Source organism: Limnohabitans sp. (assembly GCF_031538885.1).
Lineage (GTDB): Bacteria > Pseudomonadota > Gammaproteobacteria > Burkholderiales > Burkholderiaceae_C > Limnohabitans.
Genome location: NZ_JAVKLW010000006.1, coordinates 1 through 20,027 on the forward strand (window position 1 = coordinate 1; position 20,027 = coordinate 20,027).

The window sequence follows — 20,027 nt, forward strand, 5'->3', positions numbered from 1 at the left end:
CGACGCCGATGTGTTGTTTGTGCATGACCAAGCCGCTGAAGAAAAGTTTGTGGCCGAAGGCTTTGGCATCAAACGCTATCCCGTCATGTACAACGACTTTGTCTTGGTCGGCCCCGCCAGCGACCCCGCCAAAACGCGCGGCAAAGACATCGTGTCTGCCTTGCAAAAAATAACCAACACACAAACAAGTTTTGTGTCGCGTGGCGACAAGAGCGGCACACATGCGGCCGAGCTGCGTTACTGGAAACTGGCTGGCTTAGACAGCAAAGGGGCAGACAACAAAGAGTGTGGCTGTGGCATGGGCCCCGCCTTGAACATCGCCTCATCGACGGGTGCTTATGCCTTGACTGATCGGGGCACTTGGTTGAATTTTAAAAATCGCCAAGATCTGCAAGTGCTGGTGGAGGGCGACAACCGCTTGTTCAACCAATACGGTGTGATGGTGGCCAACCCTGCCAAACATCCCCATGTCAAAGTGGAGTTGGCGCAAAAATTTGTGGACTGGGTGATTTCGCCTGCGGGGCAAACGTCCATCAGTGCTTACAAGATTGGCGGCGAGCAATTGTTCTTTCCGAACGCCAGCAAGTGATGTGTGTTGCTGCGGCTAGGGTTCGTGCATGAGCATTGAAGACCTAGCCCGCATGCCTTTGATAGATGCGCCCAGCGCACCGGCCTTATTTTTTGAAGTCAAAGGCTTGACCATTCACTGTCAAACCTTGTTCTGAAAATTGTCTGGCTTTGTTATGGCGAATGCCAGCGACACGCTGCATCAGGTCGCGCCAACTGGTGAATGGCCCTTGCACGCGGGCTTGGAGTACTTTGGCACTCAAGGATGGCCCCATGCCTTTGATGCTGTCGAGTTCAGCTTCATTTGCTTGGTTGATCTCTAAGGCGTGTACGGCGTGGCTGACACACAGCAGCGCCACACCCACCCACCCAAGCCAAGGCCGCATCAGGCTTTACTTGCTCAAGCTTGCCATGTACTGCGTGACACCGCTTTGCACATCGGCAAACGTGTGGTCGCAGCCGCTGGCGCGTAAGTTAGTCAGGTCGGCTTGTGTGTAGCACTGGTATTTGCCACGCAGCGCATCGGGGAAGGGCACGTATTCAATCAAGCCCGCTTGGGAGGCACCTGACAAATCCAGCGCGGCTTCACCTTTCTTGGCGCGCATGGCGTTGACCACGGACAAAGCCACATCATTGAACGGTTGTGCGAGCCCCGAGCCGAGGTTGAAGATGCCAGACTTGTCGGGGTTGTCCAAGAACCACAGGTTCACGGCCACCACGTCGTCGATGAAGACGAAGTCACGCATTTGCGCGCCTTGTGCATAGCCGCCATATTCGCCAAACAACTTCACTTTGCCTTCGGCGTTGAATTGGTTGAACTGGTGAAACGCGACGCTGGCCATGCGGCCTTTGTGTTGCTCGCGCGGACCGTAGACGTTGAAGTAGCGAAAGCCCACGACTTGGCGCTTGAATTTTTTGAAGTTGTTGTTGCACTCTAGGCGCATCCGTTGGTCAAACAACAATTTGGAGTAGCCGTACACATTGAGCGGCAACTCGTACTCAGGTGTCTCAATGAAGGTGTCACTGCCGCCATAGGTGGCGGCTGATGAGGCATAGAGCAAACGCGTGCCCGACTGTTGGCAGGCATTGAACAAACCACACGAGAGGGTGTAGTTGTTGTCCATCATGTATTTGCCGTCGCTCTCCATCGTGTCGCTGCATGCGCCTTCGTGGAACACGGCGTCGACTTTGCCAAACGCATTTTCGGCAAAGAGTTCGTAAAACACATCTTTGTCGAGGTAGTCGGCAATCGCTAAGTCGGCGATGTTGCGAAACTTGTCGCCCTCAGTCAGGTCATCGACCGCGATGATGTGGGTGATGCCACGGGCATTCAAGCCCTTGATGATGTTGCTGCCAATAAAACCCGCAGCGCCTGTGACAACGATTTTCATAATTTCTCCAGCGGCATCAAGGCCATTTTTTATGCCATTAACTCTTCGTAGCTGACGGTGGCCGTGCCAAACTTGCCCACCACCACGCCGCCGGCTTTGTTGGCTAGTGGTATGGCATCACGCAGGCTCAAGCCTGCGGCGACCAAGGTGGCGAGGGTGGCAATCACGGTGTCACCCGCACCTGTCACGTCAAACACCTCACGCGCTTGGGCGGATACGCTCAATTCGCCTTGTGCATCGAACAAGGTCATACCTTCTTCGCTGCGGGTCAGCAGCAGGGCATCGAGTTGGAGCTGTTGGCGCAGCGCATGGGCTTTGTCGATCAGCTCTTCTTCGCTCTCCCATTTGCCAATGACTTGCTCCAACTCCGCACGGTTGGGCGTGATGCACGTGGCACCTGCGTAGCGCGAGTAGTCACTGCCTTTGGGGTCAATCAACACCGCTTTGTTGGCCTGTCGGGCTGCCGCAATCATTTGCGACACATGGACCAAACCGCCTTTGCCGTAGTCCGAGAACAGCACCACATGGTGCGCAGGCAACAACCGCATGAACTTGTCGGTTTGCGAAGCCAGCACTTCGGTTTGTGGCGTGTTCTCAAAGTCCACACGCAGCAGTTGTTGTTGGCGCCCAATCACGCGCAGCTTGACGGTGGTTTTGAGTTGGCTGTCGCGGCCCAGGTGGGGGGTGATGCCAGTCTTGGCCACCAAGTCTTCCAACAAGTGGCTGGCATCGTCATCGCCCACCACGGACAAGAGGGAAGCGTTGGCCCCCACGCTGACCACGTTGTACGCCACGTTGGCGCAGCCGCCCAAGCGGTTTTCTTCGCGAGTGATGCGCACCACAGGCACGGGTGCTTCGGGACTGATGCGGTCAACAGCGCCATACCAATAGCGGTCTAGCATCACATCGCCGACGACCAAGACATTCGCTTGACTGAGTTGTTGTTGGGTAACTGGGGTGCTTAGGGTCATAGTTCCTCCACGCGTCTTGCGGGGTAGCTGTCCCACGCTTGGCAGCCCGGACATTGCCAAAAGTGTTGGGTGGCTTCAAAGCCACAAGCGGCACAGCGGTAGCGTTGCAGCGGTTTGGCGGCACGCTCTAAGGCACGTTGCACTTGCGGGGGAAATGGGGCGTGCTCAAATTTTTCGCTGGCCACCCATTGCGTGGCGGCTACCAGTGATGGTTCACGCTCTAAGTGTTGGGCGTACCAATGGGTGGTGCTGGTCTCGTCCAGAGCCTTGTGCAGTGCGACGATGGCGTTGAGCACATCCAGCGAGGTGGTTTTTGCGTAGCTGGTTTCGAGCAACGCGATCGCATCGTGTGTGCGATTCAAGGCAGGAGCCAAGGCCGCGAGTTTGGGCGCGATTAAGGGCAGGGCCGAGGGCACGTGCGAAGCCAAGCGTTCGAGCGTGGCATAAGCGTCTTGTGGGCGACCTGTTCGCTCAAAGGTGTTGGCCAAAGCCATACGTGCGCGGGCGGCTTGCGGTGCGGCGTCAATCGCTTGGTTCAACAGCGCCATCACTTGCTCGGTATGTTGGGTCAGGTCCAAGCTCTCGGCCTCTTCGCACAGGTAATGGGCCAAGCGACCTTGAAAGCTGCCTTGGCCACTGTCGCCCAATTTTTGGGCGATCACAGAGGCTTTGGCCCAGTCGCGTGAACGCTCGTAAATGCTCAGCAACGCCAAGTGGGCTTGTGTTTGATGGGCTGTGCCTTCGAGTTTGGTGAGGGCGTCTTCAGCGCGGTCCAACAAGCCCGCTTTGAGGTAGTCCAAGGCGAGGGCGTGTTGAGCACGGTCGCGGTCGGTTTGGCTCAGGTCACCGCGTGACAACAAGTGCTGATGTACACGCACCGCACGCTCGTATTCGCCACGGCGGCGGAACAAATTGCCCAAGGCAAAGTGCAGCTCAGAGGTGTCGGGGTCGTGCTGCACGGCCTCAATGAAGGCATCAATGGCTTGGTCTTGTTGCTCATTGAGCAAGTAGTTCAAACCTTTGAAATAGGCTTTGGGTGTTTGGCGGTTTTCAAGGCGCAGCTGGCGCAAGTCCATGCGCGAGGCGACCCAACCCAAGATGAAGGCCAAGGGCAAGCCCAGCAAAATCCAGCTGAGATCAAATTCCATGAGTGGGGTCCGCAGAAGAGGTGGCGGTGGTTGAGCTATCGGATGATGCAGGCGTCACCATGTGAGCCAAGCGGCGGTGTTTCCACCAACGCGGCACCATGCCCATCACGCCCACCGCAACGCCCATGACGAAAACGGTCAGCAGCACCAAGACCAACGGCGCGTTCCACGTGGTGCCAAAAAAGAAATGGACCACGGCATCGTGTTGGTTGTTGAGTGCAAAAGCGAACAGGGTAAAAAAAATGGCTGCCTTCAGAACCAACTGAAGCAGCCACATGAGTTTTTTCAAGACGGCTCCTCTGTGACGAAGTCCATTTTAGCCTTGCAGGCCCTTGAAAAGATGTCTTCACTAAGCTTTGGGCTCAGACCCCGAAAACAATTCTTGGGTGCGTGTGTCCACCGCTTCGCGCAGGGCTTTGCCCGGCTTGAAATGCGGCACACGTTTCTCAGGAATCGCCACGCTTTCGCCGGAACGCGGATTGCGTCCCATGCGAGGCGGGCGACGGTTGATCGAAAAACTGCCAAAGCCCCGCAACTCAATGCGGTGCCCGCGCACCAGCGCATCGCTCATCGCGTCAAGAAGCGTCTTGACAGCGAACTCGGCGTCACGGTGCGTGAGCTGCCCAAAGCGGGCAGCCAATTCTTCGACCAGGTCTGAACGGGTCATCAGTTGTTATCGAGCTTAGCGCGCAACAAAGCACCCAAACTGGTGGTGCCAGCGTTTTCGCTCTTGGACTGTTGCGACAAGGAAGCCATGGCTTCTTGTTGGTCCACAGCGTCTTTGGCTTTGATGGACAACTGGATGTTGCGGGTCTTGCGATCCACGTTCACCACCACAGCAGTCACTTCGTCGCCGACTTTCAATACGTGGCTCGCATCTTCCACGCGGTCGCGCGAAATTTCGCTGACGCGCAAGTAGCCGATGATGTCTTCGCCGAGGTCGATTTCAGCGCCCTTAGCGTCCACAGTCTTGACCTTACCGGTAACGGTTTGGCCTTTGTCGTTGATTGACACGAAAGTGGTGAAGGGGTCTGAGTCGAGTTGTTTGATACCCAAGCTGATGCGCTCGCGGTCCACGTCCACAGCCAAGACCAAAGCCTCAACTTCTTGACCCTTCTTGAATTCACGCACAGCGTTTTCGCCGGTTTCGTTCCAAGACAAGTCAGACAAGTGAACCAAACCGTCGATGCCGGCAGCCAAGCCCACGAACACGCCGAAGTCGGTGATCGATTTGATGGGGCCCTTCACGCGGTCGCCGCGCTTGGTGTTTTGAGCGAAGTCTTGCCAAGGGTTGGCTTTGCATTGCTTCATGCCCAAGCTGATACGGCGCTTGTCTTCGTCGATCTCGAGGACCATGACTTCGACTTCGTCGCCCAATGACACGATCTTGGAAGGCGCCACGTTCTTGTTGGTCCAGTCCATTTCAGACACGTGCACCAAGCCTTCGATGCCTGGCTCGAGTTCCACAAATGCGCCGTAGTCGGCGATGTTGGTGATCTTGCCGAACAAGCGAGTGCTTTGTGGGTAGCGGCGGTTGACGCCCATCCAAGGATCGTCGCCCATTTGTTTGAGGCCCAAGGACACGCGGTTTTTCTCGGTGTCGAACTTGAGGATCTTGGCGGTGATTTCTTGACCGGCCGTGACCACTTCAGATGGGTGGCGGACACGACGCCATGCCATGTCGGTGATGTGCAACAGGCCGTCGATACCGCCCAAGTCCACGAAGGCACCGTATTCGGTGATGTTCTTGACCACGCCATTGACGATAGAGCCTTCTTTCAAAGTCTCCATCAACTTGGCGCGCTCTTCGCCCATCGAAGCTTCCACCACAGCACGGCGTGACAACACAACGTTGTTGCGCTTGCGGTCGAGCTTGATGACTTTGAATTCCATGGTCTTGTTCTCGTAAGGAGACAAGTCTTTGATCGGACGTGTGTCGATCAATGAACCAGGCAAGAAGGCGCGGATGCCGTTGACCAACACGGTCAAGCCACCCTTGACTTTGCCGCTGGTGGTGCCAGTGACAAATTCGCCAGATTCCAGAGCTTTTTCCAAGCTCATCCACGATGCCAAACGCTTGGCAGTGTCGCGGCTCAAAATGGTGTCGCCGTAGCCATTTTCAACGCTACCGATCGCAACTGACACGAAGTCACCCGCTTGGACTTCGAGTTCGCCCTTGTCGTTTTTGAATTCTTCGATTGGCACATAAGCTTCAGACTTAAGGCCAGCGTTCACGACGACGTGGTTGTGTTCAATACGAACCACTTCAGCGGTGATCACTTCACCTGTGCGCATTTCTGAGCGCTTCAGGGATTCTTCAAATAGGGCGGCAAAAGATTCAGACATTTATTTCCTTTGTCTCATCACGGGAAAGAGGGCAGCGACATTGCTACGCCACATGAGCCTGCGATAAGCGGTGGTTTTTGTGGCGTGAGCCACGGGTTAAGTTTTAGATCCGTTGGGCCAGTGCGCCAATGTGCAGCGCGAGAGGAGCCAAACGGGCTAGGGTTTGCAGCCTATTTCAAAAATTTAAAACGGCTGCTTGGTTTGCCACCACGTCAACACTTGTTCTACCGAAGCTTCGATAGAGAGCGAAGAGTTGTCGAGTTGGTAAGCCTCTTGTGCCGCTTTCAAAGGTGCCACGCTGCGCGATGAATCGCGTGCGTCGCGGGCCTCTAAATCGGCGCAAAGACTATTGAGTGTAGTCGAAATTCCCTTTGAAATCAATTGCTTATGACGACGCTCGGCGCGTTGCGCGGCGCTCGCCGTCAAAAACACTTTCAAAGGCGCGTCGGGAAAGATGACCGTGCCCATGTCGCGGCCATCGGCCAAGAGGCCAGGCAGACGCTGGAAGCTGTGCTGTAGGGCTACCAAAGCAGTACGCACGGCAGGTAAAACAGACACTTTAGAAGCATTCATGCCCGCTTGTTCGGTGCGAATGGCGTCGCTCACGTCTTCTTGCCCCAACCACACGGTGTCGCCTTCAAAGCGCACGGGTAGGGTGCGGGCGAGGTCGGCAATGCGGGCTTCGTCGTTGGCTTCGAGCGACAGACCTGATTTCAACGCTGCATAGGCGGTGACGCGGTAGAGCGCGCCTGAGTCGAGGTAGTGGTAGCCCAAGGCTTGCGCCACACGGCTGGCCAACGTGCCTTTGCCTGATGCGGTCGGGCCATCGATGCAAATGACAGGGATGTGGTTGGCGTCTGTGTGTGCCACCGAGAACAACGCCTCGAAGTAATCGGGAAAGGTTTTGGCCACGCACTTGGGGTCTTCAATGCGCACAGGCACTTGGGTCGCGTTGAACGCGGCGAGCGAGAAACACATGGCGACGCGGTGGTCGTCATAGGTGTGGATGCTGGCGGCTTTCCAATGGCCTTGAGCAGAGGCATGTGTGTGCTTGCCATTTGGCAATGGATGGACCGTGATCCAGTCTGAGCCTTCTTCCACGGTGGCGCCGAGCTTGCGGCATTCGGTGGCCATGGCCACGATGCGGTCGGTTTCTTTGACACGCCAGCTGGCGATGTTGCGCAGGGTGGTGGGGCCGTCTGCGTAGAGCGCCATCACGGCCAAGGTCATGGCGGCGTCTGGAATGTGGTTGCAGTCGAGGGTGATGCCTTTGAGAGGCCAAGCGCCGCGTTGGATGGCAAGCCAATTCGGGCCACTGGTGATTTTTGCGCCCATTTGCGCAGCGGCGTCCATGAAGCGGATATCGCCTTGGATGGAGTCCGCCCCCACGCCTTGAATGCGAATGCCGTCACCTGCGGCAATGGCACCCAGCGCGATGAAGTAGCTGGCCGATGACGCATCTGCCTCCACGTGAATCGTGCCGGGCGATTGGTAGTGGCAGCCTGCAGGAAGGGTGAAGCGCTGCCAGCCTTCGCGCTTGACCGCAATGCCGTAGCGCGCCAAGAGGTTGAGCGTGATGTCGATATAGGGCTTGCTGATGAGTTCGCCCACCACTTCAATCACGATGTCTTGCTCTTTGGCGGCCAAGGGAAAAGCCATCAACAAGGCCGTGAGGAACTGACTGGACACATCGCCACGCACTTGGATGGGCGCATCGACTTTGAGTGTCGGTGTGCCAATGCGTAGCGGTGGAAACCCGTCATTGCCCAAGTAGTCAATCTTGCAACCCAGCAAGCGCAAGGCATCCACCAAATCGCCAATCGGGCGCTCATGCATGCGTGGCACGCCAGAGAGCGTGAAGTCGCCGCCCAACACAGCGAGTGCGGCGGTGAGTGGGCGCATGGCGGTGCCTGCGTTGCCCATGAAAAACGCAATCGCGTCCTGGTGTTTGAGCTGACCGCCTAAGCCTGTGATGGTGACGGTGGTGTTCGCCACCCCTACACCGCAGCCGAGTTGGCGCAGCGCGGTCAGCATCACGCGGGTGTCGTCGGAATCCAGCAGGTCGTGGACGACGGTCGTGCCTTGGCACAAGGCCGAGAGCAACAACACGCGGTTGGAGATGCTTTTAGAGCCCGGCAAAGTGACGGTGCCAGACGAGCCTTGCAGCGCGGGGAGGTCGAGGAAGGCTGTGGAGAACATTTTTATGAATGTGAAAGAACGTTCATGATTCAGATGCAACGCATCTTCATGAACGTTGTGGTTCATAAGCTGTGTTGCAAGCGTTGCCCGCTTGCAACGACCAAGCCGAGCGCACATCGCTGGCTTGTTGAATTAGGCCTTGCAGTGCAGCAGCGTCACCTTGCTTTAAGGCGGTCTCAAACTGGTCAAGTGCGGCACGAAAGTGCACCACTTGCGTGAGCACTTCGGCGTGGTTGGCGTTCAGTATGTCGCGCCACACGGCAGCATCACTGGCGGCGATACGGGAAAAATCTCTGAAACCTGGGCCAGCCATGTCTAAAAACGCTGCGCCTTGAGGCTGCGCCATGAGTGCATTCACGGCGGAAAATGCCAGCAAGTGCGGCAAGTGGCTGACCGCTGCAAACGTGGCGTCATGTGCCTCGGGCGTCATGGTGCTCACATGGCTACCTACCGAAGTCCACACGTCATGTGCAGCTTGCAAGCGGTGAATGCCAGTTTTTGGCAGCGGTGTGAGGATGGTGCGGCGCTCTGCGTAGAGCGAAGCTTCGGCATGCTCAATGCCAGCCACTTCTTTGCCCGCAATCGGGTGGGCGGGCACAAAGCAACTCAGGCGCTCGCCCAAGGTGGCTTGCGCGGCGGCAATTACATCGCACTTGGTGGAGCCCACATCCATCAACAAGGTGTTGGCTTGCAACACATCGCGCATGGCGACAAAGCTGCTGTGCATGGCACCCACGGGTACGGCGAGCAATACAAGGTCTGCGCCTTGCACGGCTTCGGCCGCGCTGTTGCATGCTTGGTCGATGACCTTGAGTTCTATGGCGCGTTGGCGGGTTTTTTCGGAAGCACTGAAGCCGACGATGGTTTGCACCAAACCTGCTTCTCGTAAGGCGAGCGCAAACGAGCCGCCCATCAGGCCACAGCCGATGAGGGCAAGCCGCTGGAACTTCATTCTGAGACGGGGTAAGACCCCAAGACTTTGTAAAACGCGCACAAGCCTTGCAGCTCTTGCAGCGCCGCCGCCACATGGGGCTGGCTGACGTGGCCTTGAATGTCGATGTAGAAGTAGTACTCCCACTGGCCCGATTTGGCGGGGCGTGACTCGAAGCGGGTCATGGACACGCCGTTGTTTTTGAGCGGCACCAACAAGTCATGCACAGCGCCTGGACGGTTGGGCACCGACACCACGAGGCTGGTGCAGTCGTTGCCCGAAGCGGGCGGTGTGGCCAGGGTTTGGGGCAGGGCGATGACGGCAAAACGGGTGCGGTTATAGGCCTCGTCTTGGATGGCGTGGTGCACGATGTGTAGGCCAAACTGGCTGGCTGCGCGTTCGCTGGCCAGTGCTGCCCACGCGGGGTCACTGGCGGCTAAGCGTGCGCCTTCGGCGTTGCTTGCCACTGCACGGCGCTCCACATGGGGCAAGTGTTGGGACAGCCAGCCTTGGCATTGCGCCAAAGCTTGAGGGTGGGCCATGACGACCTCTATGCCTGCATCCGAGTTGGCTTGGCGCAGCAGGTTGTGACGCACCAAGAGGCTGACTTCGCCCACCACATGGACGGGCGAGCGCAAGAACAAATCGAGGGAGCGAGCCACCACGCCTTCGGTGGAGTTTTCCATGCCGACCACGCCGTATTGCGCTGTACCCGCCGTGGTGGTGTGGAAGACTTCATCGAAGTTGGCGCAGTAGATGAGGTTGGCGGCGCTGCCAAAAAACTCAATGGCGGCTTGCTCGCAAAACGTGCCTTGGGGGCCGAGCACGGCCACGCGTTGAGGCGCTTCGAGGGCCAAGCAAGCGGACATGATTTCACGCCAGATAGAGGCGATGTGTTCGCTCTTCAGCGGGCCTGGGTTGGCTTGGGTGATTTTGTCGATCACTTGGGCCACGCGGTCGGGGCGGAAGAAGGGCGAGCCTTCGGCGCGTTTGATTTCACCAACAAGTTCCGCCACTTTGGCGCGGTCGTTGACCAACTGCAGCAGTTGTTTGTCGAGCGCGTCGATTTGCGCGCGCAAGGCGGCGAGGGCTTCGGATTGAACGGGTTGTTGGCTCATGGTGTTGTCGCTCGTTCAGATGCTCAATCAAGCCTGTGTTTTTTCAAACGCTTGCATGTAGTTCACCAACGCTTGCACGCCTTCGAGGGGCATGGCGTTGTAGATGCTGGCGCGCATGCCGCCAACCGACTTGTGGCCTTTGAGTTGCAACAGGCCTGCGGCTTTGGCACCGGCCAAGAACGAGTCATTGCGCGACTCGTCAGCCAAGAAGAAAGGCACGTTCATGCGCGAACGGCAGTCGTGCGCAACTTTGTTGCTATAGAAGCTGGAGCTGTCCAGAAAGTTGTACAGCAGTTGGGCTTTGGCAATGTTGCGCTGCTCCATTGCCGCCACGCCGCCGAGTTCGCCTTCTTTTTGGCGCTTGAGCCACTGAAAGGTCAGGCCTGCCATGTAGATGCTGTAGGTGGGCGGTGTGTTGTACATCGAGCCGTTGTCGGCCACGGTTTTGTAGTTGAACGCGCTGGGGCAAGCCTTGAGCGCGTGACCTAGCAAGTCTTCGCGCGCGATGACCAGCGTGACGCCGGCGGGGCCGATGTTTTTCTGGGCACCGCCAAAGGCCAAACCAACTTTGGACCAGTCGATGCTGCGCGAGAGCACGTGTGATGAGAAGTCAATCACCAGCGGCGCGTCAGAGCCCAGGGCTTTGAGGTCAGGCAGGCTTTGGAACTCGACACCGTGGATGGTTTCGTTGGTGCAGATGTGCACGTATTGCGCGCCTGCGCTGAGTTGCCATTGTGCGGGGGCGGGCAAAGTTGTAAAGTAGCGATCCGCACCTGTCGCTGCTAAGTGCGTCGTGCAGTATTTGGCCGCTTCTTTGAGTGACTTGTCGCTCCAACTCCCAGTGACCACCACGTCGATGGTTTCACCACGCGAGAGGTTCAACGGCACGATGGCGTTTTCCGCCAAGCCACCGCCTTGCATGAACAAAATTTTGAAGTGGGCGGGTACGGCCAACAGGTCACGCAGATCGGCTTCGGCTTGCTCGTAAATGCTGATGAACTCTTTGCCGCGGTGGCTCATTTCCATCACGCCCATGCCACTGCCGTGCCAGTTGGTCATCTCAGTGGCGGCTTGTTGCAAGACCTCCAGCGGCATAGCCGCTGGACCCGCAGAGAAGTTGAAGGGGCGGGTGGTCATGGGTGGATCAAACCTCTTTGCCTGTCGCATCTGCTTCGCCGTCTTCAGTGCCTTCGCTGAAATGTGCGTTGGCATCGTTTTCGACAATGCGTTGCAAGCCGCTGAGCTTGGCGCCTTCGTCCAATCCAATCAAGGTCACGCCTTGGGTGGCGCGGCCCATTTCGCGAATTTCGGCCACGCGTGTGCGCACCAAAACGCCCGTGTCGGTGATGAGCATGATTTCGTCTTCGGCTTGCACCAAGGTGGCCGCCACGACTTTGCCGTTGCGCTCGGATTGCTGGATGGCAATCATGCCTTTGGTGCCACGGCCATGACGCGTGTATTCGGTGATGCTGGTGCGTTTGCCGTAACCGTTTTCGGTGGCGGTCAAAACGCTGGCGCGTGGGGTGCTGTCGTCGGCGACGGCATCAGGGGCTTCTTGCTCAGAGACCAACATGGCGATGACGCTTTGCGTTTCTTCGATCATCATGCCGCGCACGCCGCGCGCACTGCGACCCAAGGGACGCACATCGTTTTCGTCAAAGCGCACGGCTTTGCCGCCGTCGCTGAAGAGCATCACGTCGTGCTTGCCGTCAGTGAGGGCTGCGCCAATCAAGAAATCACCTTCGTCCAAGTTGACGGCAATGATGCCGCCCTTACGTGGATTGTTGAACTCGTCAAGCGAGGTCTTCTTGACCGTACCCATGGACGTGGCCATGAACACAAATTGGTCTTCGGGGAAGGTGCGTGCTGCGCCTGTGAGTGCCAAGACCACGTTGATTTTTTCGCCTTCTTGCAAGGGGAACATGTTGACGATGGGGCGACCGCGTGAACCGCGTGAGCCCGCAGGCACTTCCCAAACCTTGAGCCAGTACAAGCGGCCACGGTTGGAGAAGCACAGCAAATAGTCGTGTGTGTTGGCGATGAAGAGTTGGTCCACCCAATCGTCTTCTTTGGTCGTCGTGGCTTGTTTGCCGCGCCCTCCGCGTTTTTGCGCACGGTACTCAGACAGAGGTTGGCTCTTGATGTAGCCGCTGTGGCTGAGTGTGACCACCATATCGGTGGGCGTGATGAGGTCTTCAGTGCCCAAATCTTGGGCGTTGTGCTCAATCACACTGCGGCGTGCGCCGAGTTTGCTTTGGCCGAACTCGTTTCTCACCACCGTCAGCTCGTCACCAATGATGGTGGACACGCGCTCAGGCTTGGCCAAGATGTCGAGCAAGTCGTCGATCTCGGCCATGACGTCTTTGTATTCGTTGACGATTTTGTCTTGCTCCAAGCCGGTCAAGCGTTGCAGACGCATTTGCAAAATTTCTTGGGCTTGGGTGTCGCTTAAGCGGTACAAGCCGTCGCTGCCCATGCCGAATTCTTTTTCCAAACCGTCTGGGCGGTAGTCATCGGCGTGAATCACGCCACCATCAGCGCGGCTGCGCGTGAGCATTTCGCGCACCAGTTGGCTGTCCCAAGATTTGGCCATCAATTCGGCCTTGGCCACGGGTGGCGTAGGCGCGTTGCGGATGATGCGGATGAACTCGTCGATGTTGGCGAGTGCAACCGCCAAGCCTTCCAGTATATGGCCGCGTTCGCGGGCTTTGCGCAGGGTGAAGATGGTGCGACGTGTGACCACTTCGCGGCGATGGCCCAAGAACACGGCAATCAAGTCGCGCAAATTGCACAGCTTGGGTTGGCCGTCAATCAAGGCCACCATGTTGATGCCGAAGGTGTCTTGCAGCTGGGTTTGCTTGTACAGATTGTTGAGCACCACTTCAGGCACAGCACCGCGCTTGAGCTCAATCACCAAGCGCATGCCCGACTTGTCGGACTCGTCTTGGATGTGGCTGATGTCTTCAATCTTTTTCTCGTGAACCAACTCGGCCATGCGTTCTTGCAAGGTCTTTTTGTTCACTTGGTAGGGCAACTCGTCCACGATGATGGATTGGCGCTGGCCTTTGTCGATGTCTTCAAAGTGGCACTTGGCGCGCATCACGACGCGGCCACGGCCAGTGCGATAGCCATCTTTGACACCGCTGATGCCGTAGATGATGCCAGCGGTCGGGAAGTCGGGCGCTGGGATGATTTCCATCAACTCGTCGATGGTGGCCTCTGGACGGCGCAACATATGCAGACACGCATCCACCACTTCGTTCAAGTTGTGCGGCGGGATGTTGGTGGCCATGCCCACGGCAATGCCAGAAGAGCCGTTGACCAGCAAATTGGGGATGCGGCTTGGCAAGACCAGCGGTTCTTTTTCAGAGCCGTCATAGTTAGGCCCGAAGTCCACGGTTTCTTTGTCGATGTCGCTCAACATTTCGTGGGCAATCTTCGACAAGCGAATTTCCGTGTAGCGCATGGCCGCAGCGTTGTCGCCGTCGACCGAGCCGAAGTTACCTTGGCCGTCCACCAACATGTGGCGCAGCGAGAAGTCCTGGGCCATGCGAACGATGGTGTCGTACACCGCGCTGTCGCCGTGCGGATGGTATTTACCAATCACGTCACCCACGATGCGAGCGGACTTTTTATAAGGACGGTTCCAGTCGTTGTTGAGCTCGTGCATCGCAAACAAGACGCGACGGTGCACGGGCTTTAAGCCGTCACGCGCATCGGGGAGGGCGCGGCCCACAATCACGCTCATGGCGTAATCAAGGTAGCTGCGGCGCATCTCCTCTTCTAGGCTGATGGGCAAGGTTTCTTTGGCAAACTGGGTCATGAAAGAGGCCGTAAAGCGGGAAACCGATCATTTTAGGCTGATAAGTAGGCCGGCTACTTGTGGTTGCCTTGCAACAGCTTATGGCTTGCCTGGCTATGGATAGGCGTAGTTTGTTTGGGTTATGGCACAATATTTCCAAGCGTCACGGGTAAGGGTACCCTGACTGCCTGAATTCGCAGAGTGGTCTGCGGCTTATAAATTCCTCAGAGGTGAATCATGAAAAACTTGAAGAACTTGGCAGCTTTTGTTGCTACCGCTGCTTTAGCAACTGCCGCTATGGCTCAAAACGTTGACAATTGGCGCAATGCCTCTGGCGATGTGTGGAAAAACTCCACAGGTCTGTGCTGGCGTGATGCCAGTTGGACACCTGCAACTGCTGCTGCTGGTTGTGACAGTGCTGTCGCTGCACCTGCAACTGCTGCTGCACCAGTTGCTGTACCCGCTGCTGCACCAGTTGCTGCCGCTTCTAAAGTGACTTACGCTGCTGACGCGTTCTTTGACTTTGACAAGTCCGTGTTGAAGCCCGCTGGTAAAGCTAAGTTGGACGATTTGGTGTCTAAAGTTAAAGGCATCAACTTAGAAGTCATCATCGCTGTGGGTCACACTGACTCTATTGGTGCAGATGCTTATAACCAAAAATTGTCAGTGCGTCGCGCTGAAGCTGTGAAGGCTTACTTGGTGTCTAAAGGCATCGAGAAAAACCGCGTTTACACAGAAGGCAAAGGCGAGAAGCAACCTGTTGCCAGCAACAAGACTGCTGAAGGCCGTGCAAAGAACCGACGCGTTGAGATCGAAGTTGTGGGTACCCGCAAGAACTGATCTGACCTGATCTGAAAAAGAAACCCCGCCTTGGCGGGGTTTCTTTTTGCTTGAACGACAATCAACACCATGCAAACCTCTGCCACTTACACCAACGTCGCCCCGTCTGAATTGGCCAAATTTTCTGACCTTGCTCACCGCTGGTGGGACCCCGAAAGCGAATTTCGCCCCTTGCATCAAATCAATCCATTGCGTTTGGATTGGATCAACAGCATCGCGCCCTTGCAGGGTAAAAAAGTGCTGGATGTGGGCTGCGGCGGCGGCATCTTGACTGACGCCATGGCGCGTTCTGGCGCTCATACTTTGGGTATTGATTTGGCTGCCAAGTCGCTCAAAGTAGCCCAGTTGCATGCGTTGGAGGCGCAAACCCTAAACGTGCAATACCGCGAAGTGGCCGTCGAAGCGCTGGCAACCGAACAGCCTGCTAGTTTTGATGTGGTCACTTGTATGGAAATGCTGGAACATGTGCCAGATCCGTCGTCCATCGTCCGTGCGTGTGCACAGTTGGCCAAGCCTGGTGGCCGTGTGTTCTTTTCAACGCTCAACCGCAACGCTAAATCATTCTTGTTTGCCATTGTGGGCGCTGAGTATGTGCTTAACATGCTGCCTCGCGGTACGCATGAATATGCGAAGTTCATCCGCCCCAGCGAACTGGCGCGTGATTGCCGCGAAGCGGATCTTGAATGGCAACACACCCGCGGCATGGAATACAACCCGCTGACCCGTCGCTATTGGTTGAGCGCGGACACCAGCGTCAACTACTTGGTTGCTACACAAAGGTCGCTGTGATGCTTAAAAATATCCGAGCCGTACTGTTCGACCTGGACGGCACCTTGATTGATAGTGCTCCCGACCTCGGTGCAGCTGCCGACAAAATGCGTACTGACCGTGGCATGTCCTCCTTGCCTTATAAGTTGTATCGGCCATTGGCCGGTGCTGGCGCACGTGGCATGTTGAAAGTGGCGTTTGACATGACGCCCGCGCATCAAGACTTCATGGCCATGCGCGAAGAGTTCTTTGCCAACTACGAAGCCGCGATGACCGTGCGCACCCATGTGTTTGATGGCGTGGAAGACTTGATTCAGCACATCCAGTTGCGCCAAATGCCTTGGGGCGTGGTGACCAACAAAATGGCCCGCTTCACCGATCCGCTCACGGCCGCCATGCCTTTATTTGCCAGTGCGCACGTCATTGTGAGCGGTGACACCACGCCGCATCCCAAACCGCATCCAGAGCCCTTGTTTGAAGCCGCGCGTCGTCTGGCCTTGCGGCCTCAAGCGTGTTTGTATGTCGGTGACGACGAGCGTGACATTGCCGCTGGTCGTGCTGCGGGTATGCCCACAGTGGCTGCGACCTATGGTTATTTGGGCGAAAAGACCGATGTGAGCGCTTGGGGTGCAGATTTACACATAGATTCTCCAAATAAGCTCTTGCAATTGCTGGCAGAGGCCTAAAATAGATGCCTTGGGGCTGCACTGGTTTCGACATGGGTTCGGACGCGTGGCAGGGCATGTCGAGGTTCTGATCCTCGTAAATCTTCGGAAAAAAAACTAACTGCAAACGACGAACGTTTCGCACTCGCCGCTTAATCCGGTGAGCCTTGCAACAGTTGGCCGATAGGCTGGGTTAGGGGGTCGCAAGACTTCCTGGCTGCAAGGGAAAACATATGGGCTGGCATGACATCGGGCATCTTGATGTTGTGTGAGATCTAAGGATGCTGGTTTGGTACATAGCGTGTCGCTGCGCGATTTATCCGATGAGACTCAAATCAGACGACTACACATGTAGAACTGTACGAAAAAGGCTTGTGGACGGGGGTTCAAATCCCCCCAGCTCCACCATAACTATGTACGAGGGTGTACGCCAATATACGGTGTACACCCTTTTTCATTGGGGAAACGCTAGTAACAGTGTCGGTTAGTGTCGTTCAATGCCTGCTACCATCCGCCAAAATTGGGGGAACAAACGGGGGAACAGAAACCGTCAATTCCCAAAATGTGGGGGAGCAACACCGCTTTCCCTTGCCAAACACTGGAGCCGTGCCCATGCTGACAGACACCGCCTGCAAGAACGCAACATGCCCACCGGACAAAAAGCGCCTGAAGCTGGGTGACAGTGGCGGGCTTTACTTGGAAGTCTCCCCCGCTGGTGCAAAACGCTGGTTTCTCAAGTACCGCAAAGACGGTACAGGTGATAAAGCTGGGCGGGTAGTAGAGACCCGCATGGCCTTGGGTAATTACCCTGCTGTGTCACTGGCGCAAGCCCGCAAGGCCCGCGATGCGGCCAAAGCCGTCAAGACCCAAGGGCTAGACCCTGTGCAAGCCCGCAGGGTGGACAAACTCAAGGCGAAGGCACTGGAGGGCGACACACTGGCGGATGTGGTGGCCGAGTACATGGCTGTACGTTCACCAGAATGGAGCGCCAGCCACAGGGATAGGTGCCAGCGCATCATTGACCGTGACCTGTTGCCAAAGCTGGGGCCACGCATCATGCGAGACATTGGAGCGCCCGAGCTGGTGATGGTGCTCAGGGCAATTGAGCAACGTAACACCTTGGGCGTGTTGGTCAAGGCGCGGGCACTGTGCAGCGCCATATGGGGCTTTGGTGTGTCGGTGGGCAAGGCCAATACCAACATTGCCACAGGGCTACGCAAGGTATTCAAGGCTGCGCCTGAACGCCACTTTGCCGCCATTACCGAGCCTGCCCGCTTCGGTGTGCTGTTGCGCCACATCCAAGGCTACCAAGGCGGCGCAGTAGTCAAAGCCGCATTGCAGCTCACGCCCTTGGTGTTTCAGCGACCCGGCGAAGTGCGCGGCATGGCATGGGCTGAGGTGGACTTGGAAAAAGCCCTTTGGACAATCCCCCCTGAACGCATGAAGCGGGAAAAGGCAGGCAAGGTCAACGGCGCACCGCACCTAGTGCCCCTGTCACGTCAGGCCGTGGAGATACTGCGCCAGCTCCATCCCCTGACAGGTGGCGGCGTGATGGTGTTCCCCGGTGAGCGCAGCCATGAACGCCCAATGAGTGACAACACCATCCGCACCGCATTGATGGCGCTAGGCTTTGCCAAAGAGGAACACACCGCCCACGGCTTTAGAGCCAGTGCCCGCACCATGTTGGCCGAGCGTTTGAACTTCGACCCGCTGGTAATCGAGGCGCAGTTAGCCCACGCAGTGCCGGACACTTTGGGCACGGCCTACAACCGCACGAAGTACCTAGACCAACGCACCGCCATGATGCAACAGTGGGCGGACTACTGCGACAAGCTGGCTGCTGGCAACGTGGTGGGGCTGGATGGCAAGCCCGTGAAAGCGGCGGCGTGATTTCCCATACCTTGCCTATTTGTGTAGCGTAAAGATACAATTTAGCCGTGATTAAATCGTTCAAACACAAAGGGCTTGAAGCCTTCTTTGATCGTGGCAGCAAGGCAGGCATTCAAGCCGCCCATGCTCCAAAGTTGGCACGACTGCTGGCGCGTTTGCACGAAGCAACCAAGCCCCAAGATATGAACCTACCCGGCTGGCGCTTGCATAGCCTGAGCGGTGCAAACCTTGGGGGCCATTACTCAGTTTGGGTAAATGGCAACTGGCGTATCACGTTCACCTTCGACGGCATTGATGCCGTGCTGGTGGACTATTTGGACTACCACTGAGAGGCGAACCATGTTTAACCCACCACACCCCGGCCTTACCCTTCGTGATGATGTGCTACCCGCGCTAGGGCTAGGCGTGACCGAGGCCGCGCGTCAATTGGGCGTGTCACGAGTGGCCCTATCGCGCGTGGTGAATGGCCGTGCAGCCGTGTCGCCAGATATGGCACTTCGCTTGCAAGCGTGGCTAGGGGTTGACCATGGCGGCGATGCGAAAGTGTGGCTAGGCCAACAAACCGCCTACGACCTTTGGCAAGCTGGCAAGGGACTGAAAAAGGAACTCGCCAAACTCAAACCCGCATTGATGACGGCGAGACAGGGAACGCTATGAACGACTGGGAATTGATAGACGCAATTTGGGTGCTGAATGAATCTTTCACCGTGCCCGAGGCGGCGGCGCTGATTGTGGGTGTTGACCCCTCCAAGATTTTGAGGGCGGACGATATTGACCCAAACAAGGACGAAGCCGAGCGACGCATTGGCATTGCACACGGCGCACTTACCAAGGCCATAGCCACGCCACGCCCAAAGCTGCGGGCGCAATTGAGGTATGACGCAGAGCCAAGGTATGTAGGCGGCATAGACAACCTTGAGGAACGCGGACGCTGGGGCGGTGAGGATGTGTCGGAGGTGAAGGACTGGGACGGCACGGCCTACGTGGTGACAACACCACAACCCAACCTGAACAAAGCCACGCTTGACCGTGAAGACCTGATTGCATGGCTTCGCTCACGCGGGCAGACCACGGGTTTTTTCTTTCCTGACGCGGTGGTGAGCGATGCGCCGGATTACATGAATCCTGCACACCTGCGCTATTCGCCGAATCTGGCAGCGGCTGTGCACGCATGGCTAGCAATGGAAGATGGAAACTTGAGGCGCGGCAAGAGCGCAAAAACCGCAATGGAAAACTGGCTTGAATCAAGGTATGGCGGATTCAAGGACGAAGTGCAACAAAGATGAACTGGTTATAGGTGGCTGAGGATGCGAGAGCATCATGGCCGCTTTAACCGCCAAGTCGAAGTTGCCCAATGTACAAGCACCTCAGCCGAGAAGAACGATACCAAA

The 20,027-nt window shown here is 56.9% G+C and carries 20 protein-coding genes and 1 other RNA gene; 9 read left to right on the top strand and 12 right to left on the bottom strand.

The window, feature by feature from the left end; translation table 11 throughout:
* On the top strand, positions 1-589 hold a 589-nt coding region (locus RMS03_RS00385; protein ID WP_310625150.1), incomplete at its 5' end, for a substrate-binding domain-containing protein.
* A gap of 85 nt (positions 590-674) precedes the next feature.
* On the opposite strand, the gene RMS03_RS00390 is transcribed toward RMS03_RS00385, so the two are convergent.
* The 12 genes from RMS03_RS00390 to gyrA form a co-directional block, all read right to left on the bottom strand.
* On the bottom strand, positions 675-953 hold the full coding sequence (locus RMS03_RS00390) for a helix-hairpin-helix domain-containing protein (RefSeq protein WP_310625151.1): 279 nt from the start codon (positions 951-953) through the stop codon (positions 675-677).
* Positions 954-959: 6 nt separating this feature from the next.
* A complete protein-coding gene (rfaD, locus tag RMS03_RS00395; RefSeq protein WP_310625152.1) occupies positions 960-1,958 on the bottom strand; it encodes an ADP-glyceromanno-heptose 6-epimerase in 999 nt (332 codons plus the stop codon).
* Between the two features lie 29 nt (positions 1,959-1,987).
* Positions 1,988-2,929 (bottom strand): D-glycero-beta-D-manno-heptose-7-phosphate kinase, encoded by a 942-nt coding sequence (gene rfaE1, locus RMS03_RS00400; RefSeq protein WP_310625153.1) that lies wholly within the window; start codon positions 2,927-2,929, stop codon positions 1,988-1,990.
* Positions 2,926-4,077 (bottom strand): lipopolysaccharide assembly protein LapB, encoded by a 1,152-nt coding sequence (gene lapB, locus RMS03_RS00405; protein ID WP_310625154.1) that lies wholly within the window; start codon positions 4,075-4,077, stop codon positions 2,926-2,928. The genes rfaE1 and lapB overlap by 4 nt, the downstream gene beginning before the upstream one ends.
* Positions 4,067-4,366 (bottom strand): lipopolysaccharide assembly protein LapA domain-containing protein, encoded by a 300-nt coding sequence (locus RMS03_RS00410; RefSeq protein ID WP_310625155.1) that lies wholly within the window; start codon positions 4,364-4,366, stop codon positions 4,067-4,069. Before RMS03_RS00410 ends, lapB begins: the two co-directional genes overlap by 11 nt.
* A gap of 60 nt (positions 4,367-4,426) precedes the next feature.
* The gene (locus tag RMS03_RS00415) at positions 4,427-4,744 is read right to left on the bottom strand and encodes an integration host factor subunit beta (protein ID WP_310625156.1); all 318 of its coding nucleotides are present in this window, start codon (positions 4,742-4,744) and stop codon (positions 4,427-4,429) included.
* The gene (rpsA, locus tag RMS03_RS00420; RefSeq protein ID WP_310625157.1) at positions 4,744-6,423 is read right to left on the bottom strand and encodes a 30S ribosomal protein S1; all 1,680 of its coding nucleotides are present in this window, start codon (positions 6,421-6,423) and stop codon (positions 4,744-4,746) included. Before rpsA ends, RMS03_RS00415 begins: the two co-directional genes overlap by 1 nt.
* 183 nt (positions 6,424-6,606) lie before the next feature.
* Entirely contained in the window at positions 6,607-8,622 is a 2,016-nt protein-coding gene (locus tag RMS03_RS00425; protein WP_310625158.1) for a bifunctional 3-phosphoshikimate 1-carboxyvinyltransferase/cytidylate kinase, read from the bottom strand.
* Positions 8,623-8,668: 46 nt separating this feature from the next.
* Positions 8,669-9,574, bottom strand: a complete 906-nt coding sequence (locus RMS03_RS00430; RefSeq protein WP_310625159.1) for a prephenate dehydrogenase/arogenate dehydrogenase family protein — start codon at positions 9,572-9,574, stop codon at positions 8,669-8,671.
* Positions 9,571-10,671, bottom strand: coding sequence for a prephenate dehydratase (pheA, locus tag RMS03_RS00435; RefSeq protein ID WP_310625160.1), 1,101 nt, complete (start codon positions 10,669-10,671; stop codon positions 9,571-9,573). The genes RMS03_RS00430 and pheA overlap by 4 nt, the downstream gene beginning before the upstream one ends.
* 27 nt (positions 10,672-10,698) lie before the next feature.
* Entirely contained in the window at positions 10,699-11,808 is a 1,110-nt protein-coding gene (serC, locus tag RMS03_RS00440) for a 3-phosphoserine/phosphohydroxythreonine transaminase (protein ID WP_310625161.1), read from the bottom strand.
* A 7-nt stretch (positions 11,809-11,815) separates the two neighbouring features.
* Positions 11,816-14,494 (bottom strand): DNA gyrase subunit A, encoded by a 2,679-nt coding sequence (gene gyrA / locus RMS03_RS00445; protein ID WP_310625162.1) that lies wholly within the window; start codon positions 14,492-14,494, stop codon positions 11,816-11,818.
* Positions 14,495-14,710: 216 nt separating this feature from the next.
* On the opposite strand from gyrA, the gene ompA reads away from it, so the two are divergent.
* From ompA to RMS03_RS00485, 8 genes are all read left to right on the top strand, one after another.
* A complete protein-coding gene (gene ompA, locus RMS03_RS00450) occupies positions 14,711-15,313 on the top strand; it encodes an outer membrane protein OmpA (RefSeq protein ID WP_310625163.1) in 603 nt (200 codons plus the stop codon).
* 69 nt (positions 15,314-15,382) lie between these two features.
* Positions 15,383-16,102 (top strand): bifunctional 2-polyprenyl-6-hydroxyphenol methylase/3-demethylubiquinol 3-O-methyltransferase UbiG, encoded by a 720-nt coding sequence (ubiG, locus tag RMS03_RS00455; protein ID WP_310625164.1) that lies wholly within the window; start codon positions 15,383-15,385, stop codon positions 16,100-16,102.
* Complete coding sequence (gph, locus tag RMS03_RS00460) at positions 16,102-16,767, top strand: phosphoglycolate phosphatase (protein ID WP_310625165.1); 666 nt, start codon at positions 16,102-16,104, stop codon at positions 16,765-16,767. The genes ubiG and gph overlap by 1 nt, the downstream gene beginning before the upstream one ends.
* Before the next feature lie 12 nt (positions 16,768-16,779).
* Positions 16,780-17,154: a transfer-messenger RNA gene (ssrA, locus tag RMS03_RS00465) on the top strand.
* Between the two features lie 204 nt (positions 17,155-17,358).
* Complete coding sequence (locus tag RMS03_RS00470) at positions 17,359-18,636, top strand: integrase arm-type DNA-binding domain-containing protein (RefSeq protein ID WP_310625166.1); 1,278 nt, start codon at positions 17,359-17,361, stop codon at positions 18,634-18,636.
* A gap of 47 nt (positions 18,637-18,683) precedes the next feature.
* Positions 18,684-18,965: a type II toxin-antitoxin system RelE/ParE family toxin gene (locus tag RMS03_RS00475; protein WP_310625167.1), complete on the top strand. Its 282-nt coding sequence runs from the start codon at positions 18,684-18,686 to the stop codon at positions 18,963-18,965.
* 10 nt (positions 18,966-18,975) lie between these two features.
* Complete coding sequence (locus tag RMS03_RS00480; protein WP_310625168.1) at positions 18,976-19,293, top strand: HigA family addiction module antitoxin; 318 nt, start codon at positions 18,976-18,978, stop codon at positions 19,291-19,293.
* Entirely contained in the window at positions 19,290-19,922 is a 633-nt protein-coding gene (locus RMS03_RS00485; RefSeq protein ID WP_310625169.1) for a hypothetical protein, read from the top strand. The genes RMS03_RS00480 and RMS03_RS00485 overlap by 4 nt, the downstream gene beginning before the upstream one ends.
* The last annotated feature ends 105 nt before the right edge of the window (positions 19,923-20,027 follow it).